At 73.9% G+C, this 20,922-nt stretch carries 21 protein-coding genes and 1 pseudogene; 10 read left to right on the plus strand and 12 right to left on the minus strand.

The features are described from left to right. Window positions 1–18: 18 nt before the first annotated feature. From HNR21_RS31905 to HNR21_RS31915, 3 genes are read left to right on the plus strand one after another with little or no spacing between them, the layout of a single operon-like run. Window positions 19–1,389, plus strand: coding sequence for a zinc-dependent metalloprotease (locus tag HNR21_RS31905; RefSeq protein WP_182708059.1), 1,371 nt, complete (start codon window positions 19–21; stop codon window positions 1,387–1,389). After that, window positions 1,386–1,634: a hypothetical protein gene (locus HNR21_RS31910; RefSeq protein WP_119729017.1), complete on the plus strand. Its 249-nt coding sequence runs from the start codon at window positions 1,386–1,388 to the stop codon at window positions 1,632–1,634. Before HNR21_RS31905 ends, HNR21_RS31910 begins: the two co-directional genes overlap by 4 nt. Continuing rightward, window positions 1,631–2,182: an NUDIX hydrolase gene (locus HNR21_RS31915; protein ID WP_246442399.1), complete on the plus strand. Its 552-nt coding sequence runs from the start codon at window positions 1,631–1,633 to the stop codon at window positions 2,180–2,182. Before HNR21_RS31910 ends, HNR21_RS31915 begins: the two co-directional genes overlap by 4 nt. Here HNR21_RS31915 and HNR21_RS31920 read toward each other — a convergent pair. Next, window positions 2,176–2,811 carry a glycosyltransferase family protein gene (locus HNR21_RS31920; RefSeq protein ID WP_220500378.1) on the minus strand — a complete coding sequence of 212 codons (636 nt, stop codon included), beginning with the start codon at window positions 2,809–2,811 and terminating at the stop codon, window positions 2,176–2,178. The genes HNR21_RS31915 and HNR21_RS31920 overlap by 7 nt on opposite strands. After that, window positions 2,808–3,392: a M48 metallopeptidase family protein gene (locus tag HNR21_RS31925; protein WP_182708060.1), complete on the minus strand. Its 585-nt coding sequence runs from the start codon at window positions 3,390–3,392 to the stop codon at window positions 2,808–2,810. Before HNR21_RS31925 ends, HNR21_RS31920 begins: the two co-directional genes overlap by 4 nt. Window positions 3,393–3,687: 295 nt before the next feature. Here HNR21_RS31925 and HNR21_RS31930 point away from each other — a divergent pair, with 295 nt between their 5' ends. Both HNR21_RS31930 and HNR21_RS31935 read left to right on the plus strand, forming a co-directional pair. Next, window positions 3,688–4,023 carry a hypothetical protein gene (locus HNR21_RS31930; protein ID WP_182708061.1) on the plus strand — a complete coding sequence of 112 codons (336 nt, stop codon included), beginning with the start codon at window positions 3,688–3,690 and terminating at the stop codon, window positions 4,021–4,023. A 208-nt stretch (window positions 4,024–4,231) separates the two neighbouring features. Then, the gene (locus HNR21_RS31935) at window positions 4,232–5,590 is read left to right on the plus strand and encodes an ABC1 kinase family protein (RefSeq protein WP_182708062.1); all 1,359 of its coding nucleotides are present in this window, start codon (window positions 4,232–4,234) and stop codon (window positions 5,588–5,590) included. Window positions 5,591–6,618: 1,028 nt separating this feature from the next. Here the strand turns inward: HNR21_RS31935 and HNR21_RS31940 are convergent. The 4 genes from HNR21_RS31940 to HNR21_RS31955 form a co-directional block, all read right to left on the minus strand. Continuing rightward, entirely contained in the window at window positions 6,619–6,870 is a 252-nt protein-coding gene (locus tag HNR21_RS31940) for a WhiB family transcriptional regulator (RefSeq protein ID WP_119729014.1), read from the minus strand. Window positions 6,871–7,013: 143 nt separating this feature from the next. Beyond that, window positions 7,014–7,397 carry a hypothetical protein gene (locus HNR21_RS31945; protein ID WP_119729013.1) on the minus strand — a complete coding sequence of 128 codons (384 nt, stop codon included), beginning with the start codon at window positions 7,395–7,397 and terminating at the stop codon, window positions 7,014–7,016. A 137-nt stretch (window positions 7,398–7,534) separates the two neighbouring features. Then, window positions 7,535–8,419, minus strand: a complete 885-nt coding sequence (tesB, locus tag HNR21_RS31950; protein ID WP_119729012.1) for an acyl-CoA thioesterase II — start codon at window positions 8,417–8,419, stop codon at window positions 7,535–7,537. An 85-nt stretch (window positions 8,420–8,504) separates the two neighbouring features. Then, window positions 8,505–10,634, minus strand: a complete 2,130-nt coding sequence (locus HNR21_RS31955; RefSeq protein WP_182708063.1) for an ATP-dependent DNA helicase UvrD2 — start codon at window positions 10,632–10,634, stop codon at window positions 8,505–8,507. 126 nt (window positions 10,635–10,760) lie between these two features. Here HNR21_RS31955 and HNR21_RS31960 point away from each other — a divergent pair, with 126 nt between their 5' ends. After that, a complete protein-coding gene (locus tag HNR21_RS31960; RefSeq protein WP_182708064.1) occupies window positions 10,761–11,042 on the plus strand; it encodes a mycoredoxin in 282 nt (93 codons plus the stop codon). 131 nt (window positions 11,043–11,173) lie between these two features. On the opposite strand, the gene nudC is transcribed toward HNR21_RS31960, so the two are convergent. Together nudC and HNR21_RS31970 are read right to left on the minus strand one after the other, a co-directional pair. After that, the gene (nudC, locus tag HNR21_RS31965; protein ID WP_182708065.1) at window positions 11,174–12,085 is read right to left on the minus strand and encodes an NAD(+) diphosphatase; all 912 of its coding nucleotides are present in this window, start codon (window positions 12,083–12,085) and stop codon (window positions 11,174–11,176) included. 19 nt (window positions 12,086–12,104) lie between these two features. Continuing rightward, entirely contained in the window at window positions 12,105–13,487 is a 1,383-nt protein-coding gene (locus HNR21_RS31970; RefSeq protein WP_182708066.1) for a dipeptidase, read from the minus strand. A gap of 73 nt (window positions 13,488–13,560) precedes the next feature. Between HNR21_RS31970 and HNR21_RS35710 the strand changes: the two are divergent. Beyond that, window positions 13,561–13,913, plus strand: a pseudogene (locus HNR21_RS35710) (DUF4031 domain-containing protein). A 3-nt stretch (window positions 13,914–13,916) separates the two neighbouring features. Here HNR21_RS35710 and HNR21_RS31980 read toward each other — a convergent pair. Then, a complete protein-coding gene (locus HNR21_RS31980; protein ID WP_182708067.1) occupies window positions 13,917–14,534 on the minus strand; it encodes an HD domain-containing protein in 618 nt (205 codons plus the stop codon). Between the two features lie 122 nt (window positions 14,535–14,656). On the opposite strand from HNR21_RS31980, the gene HNR21_RS31985 reads away from it, so the two are divergent. From HNR21_RS31985 to HNR21_RS31995, 3 genes are read left to right on the plus strand one after another with little or no spacing between them, the layout of a single operon-like run. After that, window positions 14,657–15,823 carry an ATP-grasp domain-containing protein gene (locus tag HNR21_RS31985; RefSeq protein WP_182708068.1) on the plus strand — a complete coding sequence of 389 codons (1,167 nt, stop codon included), beginning with the start codon at window positions 14,657–14,659 and terminating at the stop codon, window positions 15,821–15,823. Continuing rightward, window positions 15,820–17,475, plus strand: coding sequence for an IucA/IucC family protein (locus HNR21_RS31990; protein ID WP_182708069.1), 1,656 nt, complete (start codon window positions 15,820–15,822; stop codon window positions 17,473–17,475). The genes HNR21_RS31985 and HNR21_RS31990 overlap by 4 nt, the downstream gene beginning before the upstream one ends. A 3-nt stretch (window positions 17,476–17,478) precedes the next feature. Further along, window positions 17,479–19,152, plus strand: a complete 1,674-nt coding sequence (locus tag HNR21_RS31995) for an IucA/IucC family protein (protein WP_182708070.1) — start codon at window positions 17,479–17,481, stop codon at window positions 19,150–19,152. 158 nt (window positions 19,153–19,310) lie between these two features. On the opposite strand, the gene HNR21_RS32000 is transcribed toward HNR21_RS31995, so the two are convergent. The 3 genes from HNR21_RS32000 to HNR21_RS32010 all read right to left on the minus strand — a co-directional run bounded on the left by HNR21_RS32000 (window position 19,311) and on the right by HNR21_RS32010 (window position 20,798). Then, window positions 19,311–19,622 (minus strand): hypothetical protein, encoded by a 312-nt coding sequence (locus HNR21_RS32000; protein ID WP_119731880.1) that lies wholly within the window; start codon window positions 19,620–19,622, stop codon window positions 19,311–19,313. Between the two features lie 51 nt (window positions 19,623–19,673). Further along, window positions 19,674–20,411: a class I SAM-dependent methyltransferase gene (locus HNR21_RS32005; protein ID WP_182708071.1), complete on the minus strand. Its 738-nt coding sequence runs from the start codon at window positions 20,409–20,411 to the stop codon at window positions 19,674–19,676. 156 nt (window positions 20,412–20,567) lie between these two features. Continuing rightward, window positions 20,568–20,798, minus strand: coding sequence for a hypothetical protein (locus HNR21_RS32010; protein ID WP_182708072.1), 231 nt, complete (start codon window positions 20,796–20,798; stop codon window positions 20,568–20,570). Window positions 20,799–20,922: the final 124 nt, after the last annotated feature.

Below are 20,922 nucleotides of genomic sequence, written 5' to 3' on the forward strand. Positions count from 1 at the left end.
CCGCTTGGGGGCGTCCCGATGAGTGATCTGCCCTTCGGCTTCAACCGGCCGGGCGACGAGGGCGACGACCCCTCGTCCGGCAAGCCCTCCGATCCCTTTTCCGCCATGGGCGGGGATATGCGGCAGTTCGCTGACATGCTGCGTCGCTTCGCCGACATGATCCAGGGCGGGGCCGCGGCCGCCGCGTCCGGATCGGGCGGCCCGCTCAACTGGGAGCTGGCCCGCAACATCGCCCGTCACACCGTGGCCGAGCAGGGCGATCCCTCGGTCGTGGAGGCCGAACGCACCCAGGTGGTGGAGGCGTTGCGGCTGGCCGACCTGTGGCTGGACGAGGGCACCACGCTGCCCGCCGGCATCCGCACCCCGCAGGCCTGGAGCCGTGCGGAGTGGATCGAGCAGACCCTGCCGGTGTGGGCGACGATCTGCGACCCGATAGCCGCCCGGATGGTCGACTCGATGGGCGGCGCGCTGGGCGGCGGCCCCATGCCCGAGGAGATGCAGGCCATGGCCGGCCCGCTGATCGGGATGGTCAAGCAGATGGCCGGCGCGATGGTGGGCGGGCAGGCCGGGCAGGCGCTCGGCGCGCTGGCCCGCGAGGTGGTCGGCTCCAGCGACATCGGCCTGCCGCTGGCCCCGGACGGGGTGGGCGCGCTGCTGCCGGCCGGGGTCGCCGCGTTCGGCGAGGGCCTGGAGCTGTCCACCGAGGAGGTCCGGCTGTACCTGGCGCTGCGCGAGGCCGCCCACCAGCGGCTGTTCGCGCACGTCCCGTGGCTGCGCGCGCATGTGCTGGGCGCGGTCGAGGAGTACGCCCGCGGCATCACCGTCGACCTGTCGGGCATCGAGGAGGCGGTGACCGGGCTGGACCTGTCCGACCCGGAGGCGCTGCAGCGGGCGCTGGGCGGGGAGATCTCGCTGGCCCCGGAAGAGACCCCGCAGCAGCGGGCGGCGCTGGCCCGGCTGGAGACGGCGCTGGCGCTGATCGAGGGCTGGGTGGACACCGTCGTCAACGACGTGGCCGCCGGCCGGCTGCCGGGCGCGGTCAAGCTGGCCGAGGCGGTCCGCCGCCGCCGGGCCACCGGCGGTCCCGCGGAACGGACGTTCGCCACGCTGGTCGGCCTGGAGCTGCGGCCGCGCCGGCTGCGCGAGGCGGGCGCGCTGTGGCGGGCGCTGACCTCGGCGCGCGGGGTCGAGGGCCGGGACGCGGTGTGGGGTCACCCCGACCTGATGCCGACCGCCGACGACCTGGACGATCCGGACGGGTTCGTGCACGGCCGCCCGGAGACGTCGGGGCTGTCGGATCTGGACCTGTCGAAGCTGACCGACGAGTTCGGCGACGGGGGCTCCAAGGGGGACTCCAAGGACGACGGCGACTCCCCGGAGGAGTCTTGAGCGTCTGGAGCGCGCACTGCGCGCTGAGGCGCCGGTTCGGCCGCGGTGACCAGTGCCGTTCGACCCGGCACGGCGGCGGCTGCCCGGGAGTGGTCGGCGGGGACCTCGGCCGGTCCGCGCACGGTGAGCCGTTCGGCCGTCCGGCGCATCCGCCGCGCGCGGTGCGGGCGGCGGCCGGCGCGGTCCGCTGGGAGCGCCCGCACGAGCAGGAACGCCGTCGCCGCCGGCTGATCGGCGGCGCATGACGCCGGTGCACGGCGGGCTGCACGCCGACGCGATGCGGGTGCTGACGGGCTGGCGCGCGCCCGACGCCGGGCAGGACCGGTTGCGGGTGGAGTTCCTGCGCCATCTGGACCGGCATCCGGACGGGGTGTGGCGGGAGTGCGTCCCCGGCCACATCACCGCCAGCACCGCGGTGCTGGACGAGTCGCGGACGCGGGTACTGCTGACCCTGCACGGCAAGATCAAGGCGTGGCTGCAGCTCGGCGGGCACTGCGAGCCGGGCGACTCCTCGCTGGCGGGGGCCGCGCTGCGGGAGGCCGCCGAGGAGTCGGGGATCGCGGGGCTGCGCCTGCATCCGGTCCCGGTGCAGGTGGACCGTCATTTCGTCCGCTGCCATCCCGAGGGCTTGTACCACCTCGACGTGCAGTACGTGGCGATCGCCCCGGCGGGGGCCGAGCACCGGATCAGCGCCGAGTCCGACGACCTGCGCTGGTTCCCCGTCGACGCGCTCCCCGAGCCCACCGACGACGCCCTCCGCCGCCTGGTGGCCCGGGCGGTGAACGTTCAGTAGGTGGTGGGCAGGGGGTGACCGGCGAGCAGGGCGCGGGTGTTCTCCCAGCCTTCCAGGCCCGGGTCCAGGCGGCCCAGGTCGGCCTGTTCGCGCAGGCGATGCCAGCCGGGGGTCTTGCGGACCAGGCCGGGGCGCGGGGCCGCGGCGCGCAGGGCGGCGAGGGCCTGCGGGTCGTCGAAGGCGGGGCCGAGCGCGGGCAGGGCCTCGGTCAGCCAGTCCGGCGCCGGGAGGCGTACGGCGAGGGCGACCAGGCCGCCGCCGGTGGCGGGGCAGGCCGCGGCGGGTGCGGCGCCGAGGGCCCGGAACAGCTTGCCGATCAGCAGCGGGGGCAGGTCGGGGGCGTCCGGAACGACCAGCGCGGCCTCGTCGGCGCCGAGTTCGTGCAGGGCGCGCAGGGCGGCGATCGGGCCGGGTTCGCGCAGGATCGGGGTGCCGGGCCAGGTGACGGCCTCGGCGTCCGGCTGGTCGGGGGGATGGAGGATCAGCGCGGGATGGACGTGCTCCAGTCCCGCGACGACCTCGTAGACGTCCTCGAGCAGGGCCAGGCGGAGCTCGTCGGGGTCGATGCCGGGCAGGCGGATCCGGCCGGCCGGGGGCACCGACAGCACGGCGGCGAACCGGGTGGTCACCCGGCGGCCTCGCGCGCCAGTTCGCCGGTCTCGCCGCCGTCCTCGCCGGCGGGATGGCAGTCGTCCTCCTGGCCGGCCATCGGCAGGTTGGCCGCGGCGGCGACCCCCTCGAGGTAGCCGCGGGCGCGTTCGGCCTTGGGATAGTTGGCGACCAGCGCCCAGAAGCGGCTGTTGTGGGCGGGCACGAGCAGGTGCGCCAGCTCGTGGACCAGCACGTAGTCCACCACCCAGGCGGGCATGCCGCGCAGCCGGGTGGACAGCCGGATGGTGCCGTCGTCGGGGGTGCACGAGCCCCAGCGGGAGCGCTGGTTGTCCACCCATCGGACGCTGACCGGGCGGGCGGAGCCGTTCAGGTACCGCCGGGACAGCTCCTGGGCCCGGGCGAGGAGGGCGGCGTCGCTGGGCCTGCGACGGCGTTCGCGTTCGGCGAGCCGCTGCAGGATGGTGGCGATCCAGCGCTCCTCCTCGGCCTTGGAGAGCCGGGACGGAAGCAGCACCACGGTCTTGTCACCGTCACGGTAGGCGGAGACGGTCCGCTGCCGACGGGCGCTCCGGCGGACCTCGACATTGGGGGGCGGCACAGGTAGACGGTATCCGAGATTTTGCTTTCTCCACAGGGGGTCATCGGCGTTTCCCCAGGTCAGCCCAATGGAATTTGCACATCCCCAAAGATCTCCACAGCCCCGCCGGAGATTGTCCACAACTTCGGACCACCGATCCACAGGATTTCCACAAGTTATCCACAGGGCTGTCCCCGAAGGCCGGCGGTGTGGAACGTTAGGCAAGAGACCCGGCGAAACCGGCGGCGCGGGCGGGCGCTTCACCGCGCGACCATGCGGGTACCGAAAGTGACAGTCTAGTTACGGGGGGACTCACATGAGCCACTACACCAGGAAGAACCGGCGCTCCGGCGCGTCCCGCCGGTCACCGGCCGCCCGGCTCGCCCAGAGTGCGGCGGGGGCGCTGGCCGGCGGGCTGGCCGGCCGGGCGCTGCGCCCCGTCGCCCGCCGGGCCGCCCGGCGGATCGGCCTGCCCGCCCAGTCGGTGATCCGGGTCGTCGAGATCACCGCCCCGGTGGCGGCGTTCCTGGCGGTCGGCGGGCTGGCCGGCCGCGGCGGCCGGGGCCGCACCCGCCGGTCGGCCGGGGCCCGCCGGGCCCCGCGGGGACGGCTGACGCCCCGGCAGTCGCCGGTCACCGCGTCCAGGAACTGAGCCCCCCGGAACGCGGCCGGGCCGGACGCGTTCCCGGCGTCCGGCCCGGCGAGCCCGCACGCGCCGCGGGCGCGCGGCGCGGCCCGCCGACGTGAGAAAGCGCACACTTACATCGTTTCCCCTGGCAGGGCGGTGGGACGTGGGGGAGTCATGGGATTGCTCGGACCGGAATGTGGCGGAAGCGTCACCGATCCCTGACAATGGGCTGGTGAGTGATCTCCCTCGCCGCGCGGTGACGCGCTCCGCCAAGCTGGCCTCGCTGCCCCTCGGATTCGCCGGCCGGGCCGCGCTCGGCGTCGGGAAGCGGACACTGGGCAAGCCGGCCGAGCTGGTCGCCGTCGAGATCCAGCAGCGCACCGCCGAGCAGCTGTTCAAGGTGCTCGGCGAGCTCAAGGGCGGCGCGATGAAGCTCGGCCAGATGCTGTCGATCTTCGAGGCCGCGCTGCCACCGGAGATCGCCGGGCCGTACCGCGCCACGCTCACCAGGCTGCAGGAGGCGGCGCCGCCACTGCCCGCGCAGGCCGTGCACAAGGTGCTGGCCGAGGGGCTCGGCGAGGACTGGCGGGATCGCTTCGCCTCGTTCGACGACAGGCCGGCCGCCGCCGCGTCCATCGGCCAGGTGCACAAGGCGGTGTGGCACGACGGCCGCACGGTCGCCGTCAAGGTGCAGTACCCCGGTGCCGGCAAGGCCCTGATCAGCGACTTCAACCAGCTGGCCCGGCTGGGCAAGCTGTTCGCGGTGCTGATGCCGGGGCTGGAGATCAAGCCCATGCTGGCCGAGCTCAAGGAACGGGTCACCGAGGAACTCGACTACACCGTGGAGGCCGAGTCGCAGCGCGCGTTCGCCAAGGCCTACGCCGGCGACCCGGACTTCTACATCCCCGAGGTGGTCGCCCAGTCCGGCAACGTGCTGGTCACCGAGTGGATGGACGGCATCCCGCTGTCCAGGGTGATCAGCGACGGCGACCAGGAACAGCGCGACCACGCCGCCCTGCTGTACTGCCGGTTCCTGCTGTCGGGCCCCAAGCGCTCGGGCATGCTGCACGGCGACCCGCACCCGGGCAACTTCCGCCTGCTGGAGGACGGCCGGCTGGGCGTGATGGACTTCGGCGCGGTGGACCGCATCCCCGGCGGTTTCCAGCGCCGTCTCGGCCTGCTGCTGCGCATCGGCTGCATGGCCGAGATCGACGAGATCATGGCGGCGCTGCGCGCCGAGGACTTCATCCGCGAGGGCGTCGAGATCGACCCCGAGGCCCTGCAGGCGTTCCTGGCCCCCATCACCGAGCCGTTCGTCACCGAGACCTTCGCCTTCAACCGCGAGTGGCTGCGCATGATGGCCGCCAAGGTCACCGACCTGCGTCCGGGCAACGTGGTCCGCCAGCTCAACCTGCCGCCCGAGTACGTCATCATCCACCGCGTGCTGTCCGCCGGCACCGGAGTCCTCTGCCAGCTCGAGTGCGAGATCCCCGCCCGCGCCGAATCCCTCAAGTGGATCCCCGGCTTCGCCGACGACGACGAACTCATCCAGGACGACGACCTCACCGAGGACGACGAGCTGTCCGCCTGAGGGACCCGACGGCCATCCCGACGGCTACGGTGTGCGGATCCATTTCGCTGCGGCCCCGCATCTGGAGATCCTGAAGACCACCGCGAGCGCGCCCGCGTGGCCGTGAGGAGGAGCGGTTCAAGATCGCGAGGAACGAGCGATCTTGAACCGCGACGACGAACGGCCGCGCGTCAAAGGCGCGCGAGCCGCCGCGGCGAAGCCGCGGCCATGAGCACGCGCGAGCGCCATAAGGAGGCCCCGCCCAGTGATGGTGGGCGGGGCCTCGGGTGCGTGGGACCGGCGAAGGTAGGGCGCCGGGCCACGCGGCTCACCGGGGAGGCGCCTCCCGCGAAACCATCCCAAGCGCGGGAGGATGGCCGCCTCTACCTGGTGAGCAGGATGCGGCGGACGCGGATCGCGCGGACCTGCGCGTTCCGGCGGGCACGGCGCAGTGCGCGCACGCGTGCCGCCGCGTGGGGCTCGAGTCGGTTTCTGTCTTCGATCGCCCGCTCCATCGCGGACGTCGCATGGACCATGGTCACGGTGTGCTCCCGGCAACCGGCCGCGCCCCCTGGCCGCGGCCGTCCGTCCTCGCGTTCCCGCACCGCACCGATGACGGCCCGCCGGAGCCGCCGTCCGCCCGGTCGCGTTCAGGAACGACCTTGTCGGTTCTTCGTCCTCTTTCTCGATCCGCGTCCCGTACCGCCGTGGGCGCGGTGACACCGCCGCCTCGACGTCCGGCCCGGTCCTCGGGGCCGGTCGCCGGACGGGGGCGGCCCGCCGGAGCCGCCCGCCGTCCGGCCTGGTCAGGTACGGAACGCGGTTCGCAGGGTCTCGCCGTCCCTCCCGGGTGCACCGTGCCCGCCGACCCGCCGGAGCCGGTGCGCACGGTGCCGGGAACGGCACGAATTTCTGGGTGGTTGTGAAATTTTCAGTCGTGGGTCGGGAGGTTTCGTACGCTTCGGTGCCTTTTCGGCGGCCCGCCGGAGCCGCCGTCCGCTTCGGTCCGGCCCGGCCGGGCGCCGGAGCGCTCCGGCCGGGCCGTGGCCTCAGGCCGCGACTTCGGCGTTCTTGCGGGGGCGGCCGCGCGGGCGCTTGCGGGCCACGATCTGGCCCTTGACGAACAGCTCGCCGCCCCACACGCCCCACGGCTCCTGACGCTCGATGGCGCCGGCCAGGCAGGACTTGCGGATCGGGCAGTCGAGGCAGAGCGCCTTGGCCAGCTCGACGTCGGCGGGAGCCTCGGCGAAGAACAGCTCCGGGTCGGTCCGGCACGGAAGCGTGAGGTCCTCGTCGCTCATGAAAGCGAGAGCCCCCTGCATCGCAGTCACCCTTGTTCCTCTCGTTGGGTTCTCAACGGGTTCGTTCGACGGGACTTGCGGCCAGATACGAAGAAGGCCGCGGATCCGGTGTCTGGATCCGCGGCCTGGGGGCTGAGCCGGTGCTAAACCGGTCGCCTCCAGGGGTACGGACCCGACATACCGCCGTTGGCGGCCACGTGGGCCTCATCCAGCCCGGACACGGTGCGGACGATGCGCTGCACGCCGCCCTGCGTGGCCGTGCGGACGATCGATCCGGTGGCGGTGCCGCTGAAGACACTCCACCCCTGGCGCTCGTCCTGATACGGCTGCAGGTGCCGCACCTCGCGCAGTCGCGCGAGGCCGCGGTGCATCGACGCGGTCCGGGTGAACGGCCGATCGCCACCGTTCCTGCCGCAGTCCTGTTCGGGCTGCGCGAGCAGGGTCAATGCGGGGAGCTGTGGCGCAAGGCCGGCCAGGCCCGGGCACGGTGCGGTCCAGGTCGCGGATTTGCGCATCATGCTGATCACCGGACTGCACACCACCTTCCTGGCTCCTCGGCCTCGCGCGCGCGGCGCTCGAGACGTTCGTTCGCTGTCGTGAAGACTCTACGTTCGCGACGCGAAAACCATCAACCTATTTTTGACCTGCGATTCTGTGGGCGATTTCACCGAACTTCCGGATCGGCGGGAGCGTCCACCACCCGGATGAGCCCCTCCTGCACCACCGACACCACCAGCCTGCCGTCGGCGGTGAAGACGTGACCGCGCGCCAGCCCGCGGGCGCCGCCGGCGAACGGGGTCTCCTGAGCGTAGAGCAGCCACTCGTCGGCGCGGAACGGCCCGTGGAACCACATCGCGTGGTCCAGGCTGGCCCCCATCGTGCGGTTGTCGCCCCAGGACAGACCGTGGTTGAGCAGCACGGTGTCCAGCAGCGTCATGTCCGAGGCGTACGTCATCAGGCACACGTGCAGCAGCGGGTCGTCGGGCAGCTCGCCGTCCACCCGCAGCCACACCTTCGACTCCGGCCCGGTCAGCTTGGGGTCCTTGGCCGCCTCGAAGGTCAGCGGGGTGATGTGCCGCAGGTCGAACGGGCGGCGGCGCTCGAACTCGTCGGCGGCCCGTTCCCCGAACAGCGCCGTCATCCGCTCGCGCATGGTCGGCAGCGTCAGCGGGGCGGGCACCTCCGGCATGGCGGCCTGGTGCGCCGGCCCCTCCTCGGCGATCTGGAACGACGCCGACAGCATGAAGATGGCCCGGCCGTGCTGGACGGCGGTGACCCGGCGGGTGGTGAACGAGCGCCCGTCGCGGATCCGGTCCACCATGTAGACGATCGGCACCAGCGGGTCGCCGGGCCGCAGGAAGTAGGCGTGCAGCGAGTGCACGGACCGGTTGACCGGCACGGTGCGCCCGGCCGCCACCAGCGCCTGCCCGGCGACCTGTCCCCCGAAGACCCGCTGCCGGCTCTCCTGCGGGCTGCGGCCGCGGAAGATGTCGTTCTCGATCTGCTCCAGGTCGAGCAGGTCCAGCAGATCCTTCAGCGCCTCTCTCACAAGCCACCCACCGTGTCCGCGCTCCCCTCGCAGGCGACGGGGAGCGATGAGCCTCGAATCCCCCGCCCGGCGGCGGGGTAACACGTCAGTCTGGCAGGCCGGGCGATGTGTCCGGCGTCTCACCCCGGCACAACGCCAGCACGGCCGCGCCGTACCTCTTCAGCTTGGCGGCGCCGACCCCGGAGATCTGCGCCAGCTCCTCCATCGTCTCCGGGCAGCGCTCGGCGATCGCCTGCAGGGTGGCGTCGGTGAACACCACGTAGGCGGGGATCCGCTGGTCCCCGGCCACCGCCGACCGCCACTCCTTGAGGCCCAGCAGCAGTTCCTCGTTGATCTCGGCGGGGCAGTCGGCGCAGCGGCCGAGCTTGCGTTCCAGCGCGGCGGTCAGCGGGCGCCCGCACACCCGGCACGGCTGCGGGCCCGCCTTGCCGCCGGTGCGCCGCCGGGAACGGTCGGCGGGCGCGGGGCTCGGGGTGGACGCGCGGGGCGTCAGGCCCGCCAGGAAGCGGGAGGGGCGGCGGTTCTTGCGGCCGCCCGGGGTGCGCGACAGCGACCAGGACAGGGTCAGGTGCTCGCGGGCCCGGGTGACGCCCACGTACAGCAGGCGCCGTTCCTCCTCGATCTGCTCGGGGGTCTCGGCGTAGACGATCGGCAGCGTGCCCTCGGTCAGCCCGGCCAGGAACACCGCGTCCCACTCCAGGCCCTTGGCGGCGTGCAGGCTGGCCAGCGTGACGCCCTCCATGGTGGGGGCGTGCTGCAGGGCGGCGCGTTCCTCCAGCTCGGCGACGAACTCCGGCAGCCCCGCCCGGGGGTCGGCGATGGCGACGTCCTCGGCGAGCTGGGCCAGCGCCTGCAGCGACTCCCACCGGGCGCGGGCCGCGCCCGTCCCCTCGGGGGCCTGGTCGGTGAAGCCCACCCCCGACAGCACGTGCCGGACCGTGGCGATCAGGCCCATGCCCTCGGTCTCGGCGTCGGCCCCGGCGCGGGCGGCGCCGCGGAGCTGGACGACGGCCTCGCGGACCTCGGGGCGTTCGAAGAAGCGTTCCGCGCCGCGCAGCACCACCGGGACCCCGGCCGCCGCGAACGCCGCCTCGAAGTTCTCCGACTGGGCGTTGATCCGGTAGAGCACGGCGATCTGGCTGGCGGGCACGCCCTCGTCGATCAGCTTGCGGGCGCGGCGGGCGATGTCGTCGGCCTCGGCGACCTCGTCGTCGTACTCGACGTACACCGGCTCGGGCCCGTCGGGGCGCTGCGCCACCAGCTCCAGTCTGTGCCGCCGCGCCGCCTCCCCACGTGTTTCCGCGTCCCACGCCGGCCCGATCACCGCGTTGGCCAGCCGTACGACCTGGGGCGTGGAGCGGTAGTCGCGGACCAGCTTGACGACCGTGGCGTTCGGGTGGGCGCGGGTGAAGTCCAGCAGGTACTGCGTGGTCGCGCCGGTGAACGAGTAGATCGTCTGGTTGGGGTCGCCGACCACGCACAGCTCGTCGCGGTCGCCGAGCCAGGCGTCCAGCAGCAGCTTCTGCAGCGGGTTGACGTCCTGGAACTCGTCCACCACGAAGTACCGGTACTGGTCGCGGACCTCCCGGGCGACCTCGGGGTACTCGGTGAGGACGGCGGCGGTGAGCTCCAGGATCCCCTCGAAATCCAGCAGGTTGCGCTCCCGGCGCAGCGTCTCGTACATGGCGTAGACGCGGGCCACGTCGACCACGTCGGCGGGGGGTCTGCGGCCGGTGCGGGCGACGGCGGCGGCGTAGTCCTCCGGCCGGTGCTGGGTGACCTTGGCCCACTCGATCTCGGCGGCCACGTCGCGCAGCTCGGTCCGGCCGTACGACAGCCGGCAGGCCCGGGCCGCGTCGGCGACCAGCCCGATCTTGGACTCGATGATCTTGGGCGGCTCGCCGCCGATCACCTTGGGCCAGAAGTACGTCAGCTGGCGCAGCGCCGCGGCGTGGAAGGTGCGGGCCTGCACCCCGGGCGCGCCGAGCCGCCGCAGCCGCCCGCGCAGCTCCCCGGCCGCCCGTGTGGTGAACGTCACGGCGAGCACCCGCTGCGGGGCCACCGCCCCGGTCGCGGTGGCGTAGGCGATCCGGTGGGTGATGGCGCGGGTCTTGCCGGTGCCCGCCCCGGCCAGCACGCACACCGGCCCGCGCACCGCCTCGGCCACCGCGCGCTGCTCGGGGTCCAGCCCGTCGAGTATCGCGTCCGCGTCCATCCGCCCCTCCTTTCCCGGGAGTCCATCCTCGCACCATCCGGCACCTGCGCGATCGGAATGTCCGGGTGGGCCGAACGGTTGATAATGCCTGGACAGGTTCACCACGGCAGAGGAGACGGGACACCGATGGCGACCCCCGCGAGCACGCCCACCGGCAAGCTCACCATGTACACCACGTCCTGGTGCGGCTTCTGCAGGCGCCTGAAGAGCCAGCTCGCCCGTGACGGCATCTACCTGCACGAGGTCGACATCGAACGCGACCCCGAGGCCGCCGAGTTCGTGATGAGCGTCAACGGCGGCAACGCCGTGGTGCCGACCATCGTTTTCCCCGACGGCACGGTGATGACGAACCCGCCCGCCAAGACGGTCAAGAAGCACCTGGAGTCGCTGGAAGCGGCCTCCGAGTGAGCAACGAGGCTCGCGGCCGAAACGGCTGCGAGCCTCGTTCAACCCCGCGGAGGCGGGGCCGACCCATCGGGAAACAGCACGGTGGGCACCGTCGCCGGATCAACCCCGCCTGGGCGGGGAGCAGAGGGCCATTATCTCCGCCAGGAGCCGCGGAGGGGGCCGCCGTACCAGCGTTCGATGAGCTGGCGGGCGATGGAGACGCGGCCGGGGATCATGACCGAGCCGTCCTCGGTGGCGGTGCGGAGTTCCTCGCGGGTGAACCAGCGGGCCTCGGCGATCTCGTCGGACTCCAGGGCGGGCTCCTGGTCTCCGGGGGCGCGGCAGAAGAAGCCGAGCATCAGGCTCTGCGGCAGCGGCCAGGGCTGGCTGCCCAGGTAGGCGATCCGGTCGACGGTCATGCCGACCTCCTCGCGGACCTCGCGGGCCACGGACTGCTCGAGGGACTCGCCGGGTTCGACGAAGCCGGCGAGGATCGACATCATGTGCTCCGGCCAGGTGGGGGCGCGGCCGAGCAGCACGCGGTCGCGGTCGTCGTGGACGAGCATGATGACGGCGGGGTCGAGGCGGGGGAAGTGCTCGGACCCGTCCGCCGGGCAGAGGCGGGTGTGCCCGGCCTTGGCGATGTCGGTGGGGGCTCCGCAGCGCGGGCAGTGGGTGTGGGTGCCGTGCCAGTTCTGCAGGGCGACCGCCTGCGTGAACAGCGTGGAGTCGCGGTCGCCGAGGGCGGCGCCGATGCGGCGCAGGTCGGCGGTGTCGGAGCCCTCGATGGCCGGGAGGGCGCCGGACACGGCGAAGTAGGCCACGTCCTCGTCGTCCACGCCGAGCAGGTAGCGGTCGCCCTCGGGGGCGTCGTCCGGGCCGACGAGGATGAGTTCCGGGCCGTCGCCGGTGGAGCGGATCAGGGCCTGGCCGCGTTCCACCACCAGGACCCGCGTGCGGGGGTCGGCCCAGCGTCCGGCCAGCCAGGCGTCGTCGGTGCGCCGTTCGGCGGCCCGGTCCAGGCCGCCGCGGGCCAGCGCCAGCCATTCCAGCGGCGTCTCCATGGCGCTCCTTCCAGGGCCGTCAGCGCAGCGCCGTGGCCAGTTCGTCCCACAGGTAGGCGGCGGACTCGGCGCCCTTGAGCAGCAGCGGCTTCTCGACCTTCTCGTTGGGGGCGTGGATGCGGTCGGAGTCCAGGCCGACCGCCACGAACACCAGCGGGGCGTCCAGGATCTCGGCCAGGTCCGCCTCCGGGCCGCTGCCGCCCTCCCGGGTGAACAGCACCTCGGTGCCGAACGCCCGTTCCATCGCGCGGCGGGCGGCCTGCACGGCGGGCGAGTCGATCGGCGAGAAGCAGGCGCGGAAGCCGCCGGCGCCCAGGGTGACCTCGGCGCGGACGCCCGGCGGGGTGCGCTCGGCGACGTACTGCTCGAACGCGCGCTGCACCTTGTCCGGGTCCTGCCCGGCGACCAGCCGGAACGAGATCTTGGCGTGCGCCGCGCGCGGCACGATGGTCTTGCCGCCCGGGCCGGTGTGCCCGCCCCACATGCCGTTGACCTCGGCGGTCGGGCGCGCCCAGACCCGTTCCAGGGTGGTGTGCCCGGCCTCGCCGCAGGCGGCGCGGCTGTTGCCGGCGGTGCGCAGCCACTCCTCCTCGTCGAACGGGAGCTTGGCGAACAGCCGCCGCTCCTCGTCGGTCAGCGGGATCACGTCGTCGTAGAAGCCCGGCAGGGTGACCCGCCCGTTCTCGTCGTGCAGGCCCGCCAGCAGGGCCGCCATGGCGTGCAGCGGGTTGGGCACCGCGCCGCCGAACGAGCCGGAGTGCAGGTCGGTGTCGGGCCCGTACAGCGACAGCTCCACCTCGGTGAGGCCGCGCATGCCGGTGCACATGGAGGGCACGTCGGCGGCCCACATGGTGGTGTCGCTGATCACGATGACGTCGCAGGCGAGCCGCCGCGCGTTGCGGCGCAGCAGGTCCGGCAGGTTGGGCGAGCCGGACTCCTCCTCGCCCTCGACCAGCATCTTGATCGTGACGGGCGGGGCGGTCCGGCCGGAGGCGGCCAGGGCGGCGCGCAGGCCGAGGGAGTGGAACAGCACCTGGCCCTTGTCGTCGGAGGCGCCGCGGCCGATCAGCCGGTCGCCGCGCTCGACCGGGTGGAACGGGTCGGTCTCCCACTCCTCGAGCGGCTCGACCGGCTGCACGTCGTGGTGCCCGTAGACCAGCACGGTCGGGGCGCCGGGGTCGTCGGCGGGCCACTCGGCGAAGACGGCGGGCAGGCCGGGGGTCTCCCACACCTCCACGGTGGGGAAGCCGATCCCGCGCAGGTGCCCCGACAGCCAGGCGGCCGAGCGGCGCACGTCGTCGGTGTGCGCGGGATTCCCCGAGATGGAGGGGATGGCCAGCCACTCCTTCAGGTCCTCGAAGAAGCCGGCCGCGTTGGCCTCGATGTACGCACGGACGTCCACGCCTCATGCCCCCCTTCGCGCATCACTTCGCGTGGCACTCTATATCCGCCGGTCCCTTCCCCCTGGAGCCGCCTTGATCCTGATCGACCCGCCGCTGTGGCCGTGGCGCGGCCGTGTGTGGTCCCACATGGTCGCGGCGGTCGACCGCAGCGGAGCGCCAGCGGAGCGAGGATCGACCGACCGCCTTTCGGGGGTCTGGGGGGCGGCCCCCAGAAGTGACAGGACTCCTCCTACGAGGAGCTGCACGAGTTCGCGGCGCGGCTGGGGGTGCCGCCGAGGGCGTTCGACCGGGACCACTACGACGTGCCGTCCGAGCTGTACGAGCGGGCGGTCGCGCTCGGGGCGGAGCCGGTGGGGTGCCAGGAGCTGCTGGCCCGGCTGACCCGCGCGGGACTGCGCCGCCGCAAGCCGCGCGTCGGGGCCTGAACGCTACGGGCCGCCGGCCTCCAGGAGCATCAGCTCGGTGCGGAGGTTCTGGCGGGCCCGGGCCTCGAAGCGTTCGCGGGCCGGGGGCGTGTGGAACAGCGCCGGGAGGTCGAGCAGGGAGCGGAGGACCCCGGCGCGGCCGATCGTGAAGTGCTCGTCGGGAACGAAGGCGTACTCCTCCCGGACGGCGGAGGCGTAGGCGGCGTAGGTCCGCGGGTCCGAGCCCAGGACGGCCAGGTCCGCGTCGCAGAGGACCTGGCCGTTGCGGTCGTCGGGTCCGGGGGCGTGGGTGGTGGTGAGGCGGACCAGCCGGGCGACCTCCGCGACGGTCTCCGGCGGCAGGTCGGTGTCGGCGAGCATGCGTTCGGCCTTGACGGCGCTGCGTTCCTCGTTGTCGCCGCGCTGCGGGTCGTACACGGCGTCGTGGAACCACGCGGCCAGCCGGACGGCGTCGGGGTCGTCGGCGTGCCCGGCCAGTTCGTCGACCAGGTCGAGGACGGCGATCAGGTGGTCGGTGGTGTGGTAGCGGCGGTGCGGTTCGCCGTAGCGGGCGGCCAGGTCGGCCCCGATGTGCCGGGTGTCCTCCCCGGCCAGCGCGATCCAGCGCTGGAGGAGATCCATGAACGCCATCCTGCCGTGCGCGCGCGGGGCGGGACACGCGGAGATTTCTGCCGCGCGGTGAGGGCGGGGCGTACTACGGTAACGGGGATTAGGTTAGGCTTACCTCAGCCGGGAGGCGCACCGTGCAGTCCGGGCCCCATCTCGTCCTGGTCGCCGGGAAGGCGACCGACTCGGTGACGCACGGGTTCCTGCCCGCCGCCGGGCGGCTCGGGCTGCGGGTGACCGTGCTGACCGACCGCCCCGCCGACCACCGTGAACGCCACCCGGACCTGCCGGTGGTCGAGTGCGCGGTGGACGACTACCGGGCCGTCGTGGACGCGGTGTCGGCGCTGGACGGGCCGGTCCGCGCGATCTTCTCCAACAGCGACTTCCTGCAGGCCCCGACCGCGCTGGCCGCCGCGTACTTCGGGCTGCCGGGCAAGGACTGGCGGGCCGCCACCCGGACCAAGAACAAGGCGCTGCTGCGCCGGCACCTGGCCGGCGTCGACCCGGTGTTCAGCGTGCAGGTCACCGAGGACGGGGTGCCGGAGGGGCCGTACCCGCTGGTGCTCAAGCCGCGGGAGGGGGTGGCCAGCGAGGACGTGTTCCTGGTGGCCGACCCGGAGGAGCTGGCCGCCCGCTACAAGGAGATCCGGGAGCGGCGGTCCGACCCGCTGGTGGCCGAGGAGTACCTGCCGGGGCGGCTGCACACGCTGGAGACCCTGGGGGACGGCGAGCGGCTGCACGTGCTGGGGTCGTTCCGCACACGCCTGTCGCCGCCGCCGCGTTTCGTCGAGGAGCGGCTGGACTGGGCTCCTCCCCCGCCCGAGACCGGCCAGGTGCTGGCCCAGTTGGAGGCGCTGGGGGTGGGGTTCGGGGCCTGCCACACCGAGTTCGTGGTGCACGAGGGGCGGGCGCGGATCATCGAGGTCAACTACCGGATCATCGGGGACCACTGCGACTTCCTGCTGGCGGACCTGCTGGGCGTTCCGGTGTTCGAGCAGGTGCTGCGGGTGCATCTGGGCGAGCCGCTGGGGCCGCCGCCACCGCGCCCGGACCGGCACGCGGCGGTCGACTCGGTGGTCGCCGGCCGTTCCGGGGTGCTGCGGTCGGCCCCCGATCCGCTGGAACTGGCCTACGGCGAGGTGCGGCTGACCTACCGGCCGGTCCGGCGGGCGGGCGAGACCGTCACCCTGACCGGGACCAACCGGGACTACCTGGGGACCGTGCAGGCGATCGGGCCGGACGAGGCGGCCGTCGACGCCGCGCTGGCCCGTTTCCGCGCCGAGCACCGCTGGGAGATCGCGTGACGACCGGTTCCCCTCCCCCGCCTCGCCGTCCTGCCGACGACCTCGTTCCGGCGACCGGCCGCAGCCGGGCGCCGTCCCCCGCGGCCCCGGGGCGGCCGGGCGTCGAGTCCGTCCTGGCCGCCCGCGTGCTGGACGCCCTGCTGCGCGAGGACTACGCCGGGCTGCGCCGCTACCGCCAGGGTGGTGAGCTGCGGCTTCCCGGCGGTCCGGTCGTCCGGCTGCGCGGGCGCGAGGATGCGGGGCGGGGGGTGTGGCCGCCGCCGGGGTTTCTGGCCGAGTGGTCCGTGGACCCGGATGCGGGATTGCGGCTGGAGGAGGTGTTCGCGGCCGTCCGCGCCCTCGCCGACCCTCGCGACGACGTGGCGGCGTTCGAACGCGAGTGCCGCGAGTGCCTGGCCACGCTGCTGCTCCATGAGAACGCCTGGCCGGCCGTGGCCGGACGCCTGGCGGAAGTGCCGGTGACGGGTGCGGGGGTCTTCTACGAGACGCTCGCCGCCCACACCGACCATCCGGTGTATCCGACCGGGCGGTGCCGGACCGGGTTAACCACCGACGACCTGCGCCGGTACGCGCCCGAGTTCGCGCCGGTGTTCGCGCTGCGGTGGGCGGCGGTGCCGCCCGAGCGGGTGACGCGGGCGGGGGAACGGCCCGGCTGGTGGCCGCGTCCGGCCGATGTGGGCGTGGACGGCCCGTGCGAGCTGCTGCCCGTGCACCCGCTGAACACGGGCGTCGCGGTGGCCCCGTTGCCTTATCTGGACGTTCGGCCGACGCTGTCGATGAGGACGGTGGCCGTGGACGGACGTACCCATCTGAAGGTGCCGTTGCCGACGAGCACGCTCGGGCTGCGCAACCGGCGGACGATCGTGCCGCGGACCCTCCACGACGGCGCGCTGGCCGAGCGGATCCTGCGGCGGGTCCTGGCCCGCGAGCCCGGTCTGCCGCTGCTGCTCGCCGACGAGCAGACCTACGGGCATGCGGGCGATCCGCTGCTGGGCTATCTGGTGCGGAAGTTCCCGGCCGAGACCGAGGGCGCGCACGTCGTCCCGGTGGCGGCGCTCCTGGCGGACCACCCCGGCGGCGGAACGGTGATCGAACGGTGGGACGTGCCGGAGCTGTTCGGCGAGTACCTGTCGGCGCTGCTGACGGCCAACGTGACGCTGTTCCGGTACGGGATCGCGCTGGAGGCCCACCAGCAGAACGTGGCGCTGGTCCTCGGCGACGGCCCGCTGCGGCTGCTGGTCAAGGACAACGACGGGATGCTGGTGGATCCGCGGCGGCTGGCGGCGGCGCCGGGACCGGGCCGGGACTCGTTCGAGGATCCGCGGATGGCCGCCGGGGATCCGGAGTCGCTGGCGCGGGTCTTCGTCACCATCACCCTGCACCTGTGCGCGGGGGCGGTCGCGTTCGGGCTGGCCGAACGGGGGCTGCTGCCGCTGCGCACCGGCCTGGCGATGGTGCGGGAACGGCTGGACGCGGCGCTGGGCCCCGAGGACGGGTTCCTGCGGTCGCGGACGCTGGACGCCGACGCGCTGCCGGCCAAGGCGATGCTCACCGCCGGGACCCTCGTCGACAAGGCCCGCACCGGAGCACGCGACATCAACAAGCACTACGGCCCTGACGGGCCCAACTACCTCGACTACCTCCGGGACTGACACGTGCTGCTCACCGGCTCCGCCGACCGCGTCCTGTCCGCCGACGACGCCACCGCCACCGCCCTGCTCAACTGCCTGGTCCGGGAGGTCTGCGCCCCCGAGCACCAGGTGCGGCCGCACGGGGCGCACCTGCTGATCCGGCTGCCCCGGGTGGGGGTGCTGCTGCGCGCCCGGCTGGCCCGCCCGCCGGTGGCGTTCGCCTACCGGCTGGGGACGCCGTGCGAGGAACGGCGGGACGGCGAGTGGATCGAGGTCGGCTGGCGGCGGCTGGCCGACCTGATCGCCGGGGAGTTGGAGCTGGCGACCGGGCGGCCCAACCCCGAGTTCCTGGAGCAGGTGACCGGCAGCCACGGCGCGCTGCGGGCGCTGCTGGAGGTCCGGCAGGCCCCGCCGGCGAACGCGACCGGGGTCGACGGGTATCTGGCGTCGGAGCAGTCGCTGGTCGCCGGGCACCGGTTCCACCCGACCCCCAAGGCACGGCAGGGGCGGCCCCAGGAGTGGCTGCCGTACGCGCCGGAGGCCGGGGCGCGGTTCCGGCTGCGGTGGCTGGCGGTGCGCGCCGACCTGGTGGCCGAGGGCGGGGACGCGGGGGCGTTCGCGGCGCTGGAGTCGCTGGGGCCGACTCCCCCGCCCGGTCACCGGCTGCTGCCCGCGCACCCGTGGCAGCTCGGGCTGCTGGCCGACCGGCCGGTGCTGCGCCGCGCGCTGGCGTCCGGGCTGGTGGCGGATCTGGGGGCGGCCGGTCCGGAGGTGGTGCCGACGTCCTCGGTGCGCACCGTGTACGTGCCGGGCGCGGACGTGTTCTGCAAGTTCAGCCTGGACGTGCGGATCACCAACTGCGTCCGCAAGAACGCCTGGTACGAGCTGACCGGGGCGGTGACGCTGGACCGGCTGCTGCGGCCGGTGTTCGCGGAGCTGGCGGGCCGGTTCGACGGGTGCCGGCTGCTGCCGGAGCCCGCGTACCGCAGCGTTCACCTGGCCGACCGGCGGCTGCACGAGGGGCTGGGGGTGATCCTGCGCGGCGGGGTCGCGGACCTGCCCGGCACGCCGCTGCTGGCCGCCGCCCTCGCCGACCCGTACGGCACCGGCCCGGGGTCCCTGGCCGGGCTGGCGTGCGCGGCGGACCCGGACGGGGCGCTGGAGTGGTGGACGCGCTATGTCCGCCTGGTCGCCCTCCCGGTGCTGGACGCGTACCTGTCCCACGGGGTGGTGCTGGAGCCGCATCTGCAGAACGTGCTGGTCGCCGTGGACGAGGAGGGCATGCCGGTACGGGCGGTGTTCCGCGACCTGGAGGGCACCAAGCTGGTCGAGGGGCACTGGGACGCGGAGCTGGCCGCGCTGCCCGAACTGCCCGCCCGGGTGCGCGAGGCCCTGACCTACGACGCCGACCGGGGCTGGAACCGCGTGGTGTACTGCCTGCTGGTCAACCACCTGGCCGAGGTCGCCGCCGCCGTCGCCGACCTGCATCCGCAACGCGACGCCGACCTGTGGCGGATCCTGCGCGACGGCCTCGCCGGGTACGCCCGCGAGCACGGCGGCGGTCCCCGGCTGCGGGCGCTGCTGGCCGGGGTGCCGCTGCCCGCCAAGGCCAACCTGCGGACCCGCTGGTCGCGCTCGCCCGACCGGGCCGCCGGTTACGTGCTCGTCCCCAGCCCCCTGCACCGGTCCCCGGGCTGAGGGTCAGACGACCGCAGCGAAGCGAGGATCGTCTGACCCTCACCCTCGGGGGGCCTGGGGGTCCGCCCCCAGACGGACACGCCAGACGACCGCAGCGAAGCGAGGATCGTCTGACCCTCCTCCTCGGGGGTCTGGGGGTCGTCCCCCAGACGAACACGTCAGGCCGGGGAGCCGGCGCGCTTGGCGGCCAGGCAGATGCGGGCCAGGTCGTTGAGGGCGTCCACCCGGCGTTCGTCCAGCGGCCGGTCGTCGGTGGGGTCCGCGGTCGCGATGGTGTCGACGACCAGGGAGAACACCGGCCACTCGGCGGGACCGATGGCGCCCCGGAAGTCCACCTCCCCGTCCAGGTCGTCCAGGTCGAGGTGGCGGGCGAAGGAGGCCAGCGCCGCCTCGGCGGCGACCAGGCCGATCCGCATCGCCAGCGCCGCGGGCTCGCGCTCCAGGGGACGGGCGCTCCGGGTCGAACTCATGATCGAGAGCATAGAGCGGGCCCGCGGGCGGCGTCGAACAAACGCTCGAAATCAGGAGGCGGTGGCCCCCAGGTGCGCCACCGGCAGGGTGACGCACAGCTCGTCGGCGGACAGCACCGGGCGCAGGCCGGTGGCGGGCCCGCCGTCCAGTTCGGCGCGCAGTTCGGCGCGGATCTGCTCGGCGGCCTCGGCCGGGGCGTCGGCCAGCCAGGCGTCCACCGGCCGGATCAGGTCGAACCGCTCGCTGCGCCGCACGTCGGCGCCCGCCTCGGCGATCAGCTCGGCGATCCGCTCGGCGCTCAGCAGGGCGCGGTGCCCGGCGTCGCGCAGCCGCAGCAGCCGGTCGGGGTCGCCGCCGTTACCGTCGGCCAGCACCAGGTCGGCGACCACCAGCCCGGCGCCGGGCCGGCTGACCCGCACCAGCTCGCGCAGCACCGCCGCCGGGTCCTCCTCCCGGTGCAGCCCGAACCGGGAGATCAGCAGGGTGAACGAGCGACCGGCGAACGGCAGGTCGGCGGCGTCCCCGCGGGAGAAGGTGACGTTCATGACCGCGTCCTGGTCGGCCTCGCGCTTGCCGCGCTCCAGCGCCTCCCGTGACGGGTCCAGCGCGGTGACATGGCGTACTCGCCGGGCGATCGTGCGCGACACCCGCCCGGTCCCGGCGCCCACCTCCAGCACCACGTCCTCCAGGTCGAGCTCCGGCTCGATGAAGTCCACCAGCCTCGCCAGACCAGCCGCCTCGGTCACCGCCCCCTCGCGGGCGACCTTCTCCTCGCGCGTCACCGTCACACCGACCTCCTCGTTCGATGCGGGGATCATCTCCCGGAACTTCACCCGAAGGCCATAGGGAGTCCCTCACATATCCAAGCGAGGTAATGCCCCGTCGAGGCGGCCGATCATCCCGCGAACGCCGAAGCCCGGCCGGCGGCCGGGCTTCGGGGCGGTTCAGGACGGGTCGGCGTCGGGGGCCTCCGGCGGATCGGTGAGTTCCGGAGGCACCGGCGGCGGGGTGGGCAGGTCCGTCAGCTCCGGCGGAATGGTCACCGACGGGGGAGCCGGAGGGCTCGTCAGCTCCGGCGGCACGGAGGGCGGGGGCGGCAGGTCGTCCTCCGAACCACCGCAACCGGTCAGTGCGAGCCCCGACGCGAGCACGGCGACCATCATCAATCGACGCATGCCGCGGACCTTACTAAGCGCGACCTGCCCGCACCACCTCGGAGCGTGTCCGCCGGGTGCCCGTCGGTGTCCGGATCCGGCCATGCGCGGCCTCCCCGGTCGATCCGGACGCGCGGGACGGGCG

The organism is Thermomonospora cellulosilytica, assembly GCF_014138835.1.
Lineage (GTDB): Bacteria > Actinomycetota > Actinomycetes > Streptosporangiales > Streptosporangiaceae > Thermomonospora > Thermomonospora amylolytica.

Excerpts from the sequence above, each read along its gene's own strand:
- HNR21_RS31905 (WP_182708059.1), top strand. The coding sequence starts at position 19 with ATGAGTGATCTGCCCTTCGGCTTCAACCGGCCGGGCGACGAGGGCGAC.
- HNR21_RS31915 (WP_246442399.1), top strand. The coding sequence starts at position 1,631 with ATGACGCCGGTGCACGGCGGGCTGCACGCCGACGCGATGCGGGTGCTG.
- HNR21_RS31930 (WP_182708061.1), top strand. The coding sequence starts at position 3,688 with ATGAGCCACTACACCAGGAAGAACCGGCGCTCCGGCGCGTCCCGCCGG.
- HNR21_RS31940 (WP_119729014.1), bottom strand. The coding sequence starts at position 6,870 with ATGAGCGACGAGGACCTCACGCTTCCGTGCCGGACCGACCCGGAGCTG.
- HNR21_RS31955 (WP_182708063.1), bottom strand. The coding sequence starts at position 10,634 with ATGGACGCGGACGCGATACTCGACGGGCTGGACCCCGAGCAGCGCGCG.
- HNR21_RS31960 (WP_182708064.1), top strand. The coding sequence starts at position 10,761 with ATGGCGACCCCCGCGAGCACGCCCACCGGCAAGCTCACCATGTACACC.
- nudC (WP_182708065.1), bottom strand. The coding sequence starts at position 12,085 with ATGGAGACGCCGCTGGAATGGCTGGCGCTGGCCCGCGGCGGCCTGGAC.
- HNR21_RS31980 (WP_182708067.1), bottom strand. The coding sequence starts at position 14,534 with ATGGATCTCCTCCAGCGCTGGATCGCGCTGGCCGGGGAGGACACCCGG.
- HNR21_RS32000 (WP_119731880.1), bottom strand. The coding sequence starts at position 19,622 with ATGAGTTCGACCCGGAGCGCCCGTCCCCTGGAGCGCGAGCCCGCGGCG.
- HNR21_RS32010 (WP_182708072.1), bottom strand. The coding sequence starts at position 20,798 with ATGCGTCGATTGATGATGGTCGCCGTGCTCGCGTCGGGGCTCGCACTG.